Origin of the sequence: Acetobacterium malicum subsp. dehalogenans DSM 11527, from assembly GCF_000472665.1 — a bacterium.
Classification (GTDB): domain Bacteria; phylum Bacillota; class Clostridia; order Eubacteriales; family Eubacteriaceae; genus Acetobacterium; species Acetobacterium malicum.
Genome location: NZ_AXAC01000064.1, coordinates 1 through 6,980, shown reverse-complemented (window position 1 = coordinate 6,980; position 6,980 = coordinate 1). Strand labels below are relative to the sequence as shown.

Annotated in this window: 5 protein-coding genes and 1 pseudogene; 1 reads left to right on the top strand and 5 read right to left on the bottom strand. The window is 42.7% G+C overall.

Features of this window, described 5'->3' with window-relative positions; genetic code table 11:
- Positions 1-302: 302 nt before the first annotated feature.
- The 5 genes from A3KS_RS21760 to A3KS_RS22865 all read right to left on the bottom strand — a co-directional run bounded on the left by A3KS_RS21760 (position 303) and on the right by A3KS_RS22865 (position 5,611).
- Entirely contained in the window at positions 303-1,025 is a 723-nt protein-coding gene (locus A3KS_RS21760) for a GGDEF domain-containing protein (protein ID WP_051355963.1), read from the bottom strand.
- Between the two features lie 13 nt (positions 1,026-1,038).
- Positions 1,039-1,407, bottom strand: coding sequence for an HD-GYP domain-containing protein (locus tag A3KS_RS0116845; RefSeq protein WP_278247323.1), 369 nt, complete (start codon positions 1,405-1,407; stop codon positions 1,039-1,041).
- A 385-nt stretch (positions 1,408-1,792) separates the two neighbouring features.
- Positions 1,793-2,266, bottom strand: a complete 474-nt coding sequence (locus A3KS_RS21755; RefSeq protein ID WP_051355962.1) for a helix-turn-helix domain-containing protein — start codon at positions 2,264-2,266, stop codon at positions 1,793-1,795.
- 15 nt (positions 2,267-2,281) lie between these two features.
- A complete protein-coding gene (locus A3KS_RS24160) occupies positions 2,282-2,407 on the bottom strand; it encodes a hypothetical protein (protein ID WP_278247322.1) in 126 nt (41 codons plus the stop codon).
- A 138-nt stretch (positions 2,408-2,545) separates the two neighbouring features.
- A complete protein-coding gene (locus tag A3KS_RS22865) occupies positions 2,546-5,611 on the bottom strand; it encodes a methyl-accepting chemotaxis protein (RefSeq protein ID WP_051355961.1) in 3,066 nt (1,021 codons plus the stop codon).
- A 1,154-nt stretch (positions 5,612-6,765) separates the two neighbouring features.
- Between A3KS_RS22865 and A3KS_RS0116825 the strand changes: the two are divergent.
- A pseudogene (locus tag A3KS_RS0116825) lies at positions 6,766-6,980 on the top strand (IS481 family transposase); the annotation flags it as partial.

The window sequence follows — 6,980 nt, the reverse complement described above, 5'->3', positions numbered from 1 at the left end:
AAGAGAAGCTCTATAAAATTAATACCAAAAGTATGCCCATGGTTGAAGTCAAAACGATTGTTTACCGCTATATCCATTATTACAATCGACGACGAATTTACAGTACAAATAATGGCTATCCACCGCTGGTTTATCGGGGGCTTTTTATCGACAATCACCAGCTCGCTGCATAGCATTTGAAGTTTTGATGATTGTTACCGACGATGAGGGCTGGCTATTCTATAGGGGCTTGGAAAATTCCTTGCGCGTTTTGACTGAACTATTATTGACAATTCCATATAATGCTTTTGCCAAAAAACTAATCACAGTTTACATGCGAAATCTTGTTCCATATTTTTCTGGTAACTAACTAATCTATCCTTACCCAGTTCTTTCGCTCTATATAAGGCTGTATCACCTGCTTTTAATAGATTGGCAAAAGACTCAGCATCATCAGGAGCGGAAGCTAATCCAGCAGAAACCGTAATTCCTGGATAAGGTGTATTATCACTATTCCTGATATTATCTATAATTCTATTACCAATTTTCAAAGCTAATTCTTTTGCACACTCATCTAAAATAACAATCAATTCTTCACCACCATATCGATATGCTTTATCAATGTTCCGAATGCTACCTTTAATTGTTTTTGCCGCATTTTTTAATACGATATCGCCTGCTTCATGTCCATAGGTGTTATTAAATTTACTAAAATCATCTATGTCCAAATAAATCACAGTGTAAGTTGAGCTGTTATTCAGACTCTTTATATCTTCTTCAAAAGCATATCTATTATATAATTCAGTTAATTTATCTATTCTTATTTCCTGTTCAAGTTTTTGTTTATCTACTTTTAGAATACTGTATCTATGTATAAAAAATAATGCAAATAAAGAATTGATTAAACCATAAATAATTCCAGTTGAAACACAGTGTATTAATAAACTTTCCCTAGTCATCATAAAAATTATACAAAATGTATATCCACAAATTGCCCCTAAAAATATCATGGACAAAATAACAACAGCAATAAATTTTTTATTCATATTTCCACTCCAATCATTTACTATCATTATTTAATGATTTTTCTATTTTTAAAAAAGCATCAACGATTCTACCATCGAACTGTATTTGCTTATTACGCAGCATTTCCTCGACTGTTACCTCATGCAGGAATTTTTCACGATAAGGTCTATTAGATGTCATCGCATCATATATATCTGCGACTGAAATAATCCTAGAAAACGAAGGAATACTATCTCCACTAATCATATCAGGATATCCATTGCCGATATATCTTTCATGATGATACATTATTATGGGAAGAATATCATCCAGTAACTCTATAGATTTAAGTATATTCACACCCATTTCTGGATGCTTTTGAATTAAAGCATACTCTTCCTCATAATCATAATTGCAGAAAATCCAATCAATATTTTTTTTTGAATCCTATTTCTGTTATCCTCCCTATTGCTAATTAAATTCGTATACTTTTTAATCATTAAAAATTCTCTCTCAATTGATGAAAATCATATTCAAGTCCAAACGTAGTAATCAAATTTATATTGGTATTTTAAAAATGGGTAGAGCTTTTTCAAATTAAACCCTACCCATTTAATATGTATTATTTTAATGATTATATTTGTTTTTTGCAAGTACTTTTTCCCAAAAGGCACTTTTATTATGCACTAAAAAGATTATATTTCTCATCTTTTGAAATACGTAAATTTTGAATAATATATTAAGATTTTCGATTTATTGAAATTGTTTTATAAAATCATTAAAAGGAGTATATTCTGTATGAGATTAACTATGGAAACAGGTAGACATCAGGCTTATGTAGATGCTTGCAACAGATCCAGTTCAGACAGTTCATTTTCCGGCTTCTTCCGGCCACGTTTATCCAATAATCCGCCAACACCTTTGGATTCGTTTTTTTGACCCACTGGTAGACCTGCTGATAGGATACCTGATATCGTTCCGCGGTCACCGCATAATTCATTTCATTTTCAATACAGGATGTTACGATTTCCACCCGTTCATCATAGGTAGTTTTCCGTCCTTTAGCCATGATTACTGTTCCAGAAGTTTTCAGTTTTTCATGACCTTTATACTTCAAAATCCAATTTCGCAATTGCTCTTTTGAATGAATTCCATACTTTTGACAGATATCTATCAACGATCCCAAACCTGATAAATACTCTGAAACAGCCGATTCCTTCAACGCTTTGCTGTAGGAAACATTTTGGTTGGCTGTAATGAGACCATTTATTCCAGGTCTCATATAATTACAAATCCATTACTGAATTGACTTCCGATCAATTCCCCGCAACCGGGCTTGATTGCAAGCCAAATCGATGCCATTTAGAATGGTTTCTACCACTTTTAATTTTTCTTCCGGGATAAACTTACGTTTTCTTCCCATAAAAATATGCTCTTCCTTATAATAAACAGTTTTTTTATTTAAACTGTCCACTATAAGGGGAGCATATCAATGATACCTAGGGAGGGTTTAATTTTATTCGCTAATTCTCACGCTGTCGATGTTTCCGTGTTGGTTGGATTAATACTTGTCATTATCCCAATCGTCCAGATCAATCCGGGGTTCAGCTGGGGCTGACTCCAATTGGTACTGAGGCTTGGCTGGAGCTGGGGCAAAGGAGGCGCCATCGGTTTTGATCGTAAAGGCACCCACCATCTGTTTGAGCATTTCGGCCTGGCCGGAGAGTTCCTCGCTGGCGGCGGCGCTTTCTTCAGCGGTGGCGGAGTTGGTTTGAACGACCTGTGAAACCTGTTCGATCCCTTTGGTGATCTGGGCAATTTCCGAGGCCTGATCGTTGGAAGCCTGGGCGATATTACCGACTAAGCTGGTAACCTTCTCGATGTCCGATAAAATCTGGGTCAGACTTTCGGCGGTTTCATCGGCAATTTTAGAACCGACCGAAACCTTATCGATGGAGCCTTCAATCAATCCGGTGGTTTCCTTGGCGGCTTCGGCTGAGCGGGCGGCCAGGGTGCGGACTTCTTCAGCGACCACCGCAAAGCCCTTGCCATGTTGTCCGGCCCGAGCCGCTTCAACCGCGGCATTCAGCGCCAGAATATTGGTTTGGAAGGCGATGTCGTCAATCACCTTGATGATTTTGGAAATACTTTGGGATGAGGTATTAATGTCCACCATCGCGGTGACCATGTTATTCATTCGGACATTGCCGATTTCAGCGTTATTACGCACCTCAATCGAGCGTTGATTAGCTTCATTGGCCCGGGTGGCATTCTGTTTGGTTTCCTGGGCGACCTCGTCAATGGAAGCAGTCAGTTCCTGAATGGCCGAAGCCTGTTCGGTGGCACCCTGGGCCAGGGCCTGACCACCGTCAGAAATCTGACGGGCACCGCTTTCCACCTGACCGGCGGCATTGTTGATGTCCGCCATGGTGGTGCTGAGGCTGGCGGTGATATCATTGAGGGCCAGTTTAATAGCCTGGAAATCGCCCAGGTAGGTGGTGGTGATTTCCAGGTTGAGGTTGCCGCGGCCAATTTCTTCCAGGGTATCGGTGATTTCTTCGACGTACTCCTTGAGGAAGGCAATGGTCTGGTTCATATCTTCTTTAATCTGACCATGCTGGCCTTTAAAGTCACCTGTCATGGCCGTGTGAAGATTGCCCTGGGCCAGTTCCCGGAGGGTCGCCGAGGCGGCATTGATTGGTTCAATGACGACATCAAGGGTCTGATTGAAGCCTTCCACGACCTTGGCATATTCGCCCTGGAATTTAGCCACGTGACCGCGGTTGGTCAGATCACCATCAACGGCGATCCGGGTCATTTCCTGGGTTTCCGCCACCAGCATGGCAATGCTTTCAATCATGCTGATAAAGCTGGGTACCAGGGTATCATTGTCGCTGCGCTGGCCAATGGCCTTGAGGCCATCGAGATCACAGAGGTTGCCGGCGGCCAGGTTATTGGCAATTTCGACAATATGAACCATCTGGCTGTGAACGCCGTTAATCGATTCGCCAATTTCCTGGTAAATCCCCTGATACTGGCCTTCAATTTTCTGGGACAGATCATTGGCCGCCAGCATCGCCAGCACCTGATTCCCTTCGGTCAGGGCGCCTAAGCCGTCAATACAGGCGTTGATATTGGTTTTAAGATCATTGAAATCACCCTTGTATTCGGTGGTGATCGGGGGCGGAATGACGCCGTTGCCGATCCGTTCGATGGCCTTGCTGGCGACTTTCAGCGGTTTGACAAAGGTGTTGATCATGTTGTTCAGACTGACAATCATATCCTTGAAGGCACCGGCATACTCGGTGGTGTTGCCCCGGTAATTGAGTTGACCATCCTGAGCGGCCAGACCGATTTTTTTAATCCCGTCATTGACCTTATTCATTTCGGCAACCAGGCCAATCAGGGAGTATGCTAGCACATCCTTGTCAGACTGCGGAATGATCTCCACCGCGAAATCGCCTTCGGATAACCGTTGGGCGGCATCAGCCTGGGCTTTACGGTTTTCAATGATAGTCGCAAAGGAATCCATCAGGGCACCGATTTCGTCTTCAGTGGTCGCCGCGATTTCCAGATCCACATCCCCCAGCGCCATTTGATCGGCCAGGGCAGTTAATTCGACAATCGGTTTGCTGATTCGTTTGGCCAGATACCAGGCGGCAGCGCCACCAAGTAACAGCACCAGCAGCAAGACCAGCAGGGTGATGTTGCGTAAATGATGCATCGGTGCCAGCACATCACTTTCATACTGGGCAATAACTAGGGTCCAGTTGGTTCCGGGAATGGGTGCAGTGGCTCCGATTTTAGTCTCACCATTTAGGGTGTAGGAGAGCATCCCGGTTTGTCCGACACCCATCTCTTTAAAGGCGATCCCAAAACTTTTCCAGACCCCATTGTTTTCGATATCGTTAAATACATTGGTCTGATTCATAATCATCTCATCATCAAGGTGGGCTATCAAACTACCCTCGTTGCTGACCACAAAGCCGTATTGACGCTTGCCGTCCCCCATAGCATTGGTGGTATCTTTTAAGAAGGTGGGATCCCGACGTCCGACCAGTAATCCAACTACCTGACCATTGTTTTTAATCGGGACTACATCAAAGACCACCGGCTTCTGAGTGACCTTGCTGATGGCAACATCAGAAATAGCCGTGTCACCTTTGAATCCGTCCTCATACCAGAACTGTCCGGCGGAGTCGAACTCGCCTCCGCCCGCCAAATATTTGGCATGGCCGTCCATGTTCATCACGGCAATGTCCTGGTATCCCAGTTTTTCCACGTCGCCAGCGATGGCGGCAACCTGGGCATTCCAGTCCATGGTGGAGACACCGCTGCGCAGAGTTACCTCACTGAGGGTGTTGAGATTACCGGAAATGATGGCCCCGACGTGGGAAGCTCCTTCATCGGTGTATTTCCGGGCATCGGCATGGGCTTGTTCCAAAATGGCCGCTGACCCCATATTTATAAATATAATACTAAGAGAGATGACTGCAATTGCCAGAATTACCAGAGTAAATCCCAGCAGTTTGGTGGACAAATGTTTTCTACTAGTACCTTTGATAGTGCTAGTAGCGCTGGGTGGGTTCAGTACGTTTCCCGAGTTTAATATTGCATTTTTTTTCATTTTTTTCCTCTTTTCATTGTCGTTCTTCCTTTAACAGGTATCTTGTGTGGGTTTTAACTTCAAGCTCAATCTATTTAAACTGTCTATACAACCTGGGATGCATCTGTGATTGTGAAGGCATCAGCTGTGGATTTAGTTTTGGGATCAGTTTAATGCGGATTATCTTTTTCACACTTTTATTACAACTTTACACCTTTTCTTCCTCCTTGCCACTTCTCGTCTGTCGATATCATAACAATAACTTTTGTAGAACTTATGGAGATAAGAAATTATTTAAAAAATTTTAAAAAAAATAAAGCAATGTATCAATTATTCTAATACATTAACTTTATTTTAAATGATGGGTTGTTAGTTGTCAAATTATAAGTGTCAAAACAGTCCTGATTTAATCAAATTATTCCGGCTAAACCTGGCTTNTCAACTATGGTATAATGATTAATCATTAGTCACTTTAAGGAAGCACAAACCATGGTTTATCTGGAGCACTTTTGTGAACATCCGTTGGATTACATCACCGCATTTTACACATCTGAAAAAGTTCGCATCGACAGCTGTCCTCATTGTCATTCGTGCAGGCGGGTTCATCTTCATGGTGTCTATCACCGGCATGTGATCTGGTATGAGGAAATTTTCTTCATTCCGATTCAACGACATCACTGTATTCATTGCGGTAAGACCGTGAGTATCCTGCCTTCTTTCTGCCATCCCGGGTTTCAGCTGGCCCTTCCATTTCTACTGGAACTGCTTTGGGCCTTCTTTAACAGGATTCCTTCAGCTTGCGCTTTAGCGCATCAGCATCGGCTCTTTATCTCCCGGCGTTTTCTGCTTTGCATGAACCGGCTGATTGAGTATTTTCGCATCTGCGAAGATCCGTTAATCGTCTTTCCTGATTTTTGGCANAAAAAAGCCATAAAGCTTCTTGAAATGGTCTTCTCGGTGGGTAAGCCCCACATCTTCGCCAAAAGATATTACGATCATTTTAAGAAAGGATTTATGGCACATTAATTGTACCATCTTTCCGATTTTTTTTGAAGGGGTGTTTATCCCACACAGCGTTTGCTTTGCTTTTTGTCCGGCGATCCGGTATTCTTCTACTTACCTGGTTTTATGGATCCTTAAAACCTCATATCTTATTAAAATCGGAGGTTTTTACAATGACTGAAAAAGACAAAGAACTGATCGCTTTATTTCGTTATGGCCTGATTGCGCCGTTACTGACGGATACTGTCTCGTCGCACACGGCTTATCTGGATGAGGTCAGTGCNAAAANCCATGATGTTCCGCATTATGGGCTTCGCACCTACAACCGCAAGACCCTGCTGGAATGGCACCGTTTGTATCGGCGCCATGGTTTTGATGCGCTCAAGCC